The sequence below is a fragment of the Aquicoccus porphyridii genome (genome assembly GCF_008369105.1).
GTDB classification, from domain to species: domain Bacteria; phylum Pseudomonadota; class Alphaproteobacteria; order Rhodobacterales; family Rhodobacteraceae; genus Aquicoccus; species Aquicoccus porphyridii.
In genome coordinates, this window is record NZ_VINQ01000238.1 from 1 (window position 1) to 355 (window position 355).

1 protein-coding gene is annotated in these 355 nt (G+C 69.0%); it reads right to left on the bottom strand.

Annotated features, from left to right (window positions below; genetic code table 11):
• Positions 1-169: SDR family NAD(P)-dependent oxidoreductase (locus FLO80_RS24330; protein WP_149187183.1), on the bottom strand; the 169-nt coding region annotated here is incomplete at its 3' end.
• Positions 170-355: the final 186 nt, after the last annotated feature.

The window sequence follows — 355 nt, forward strand, 5'->3', positions numbered from 1 at the left end:
TGGCGTCGTAGACCTCGTTCAGGTACTCCTCGGTCTTGCCCAGCAGCAGCACGGTGGCGCCGTGGGCGGCGAAGGTCTTGGCGGCGGCGGCGCCGATGCCGCGGCCGGCGCCGGTGACCAGGATCACGCGGTCTTTCAGCAGGTCGGGGCGGGCGGAGTACTGGAACATGTCGAATCCTTTGAATGCATGACCCGCCTGGCGGCGGGTCGTTGTCTGTCGGCGGCGCTGCGGATCAGCAGTCGCAGAGCGCGCGGTCGAGAACGTCGATGAGTTCGCGCGGGTGGTCGACGATCACGTCGGCGCCCCAGTGCGCGGGGTTGTCTTCGGGGTGGATGTAGCCGTAGCGCACCGCCG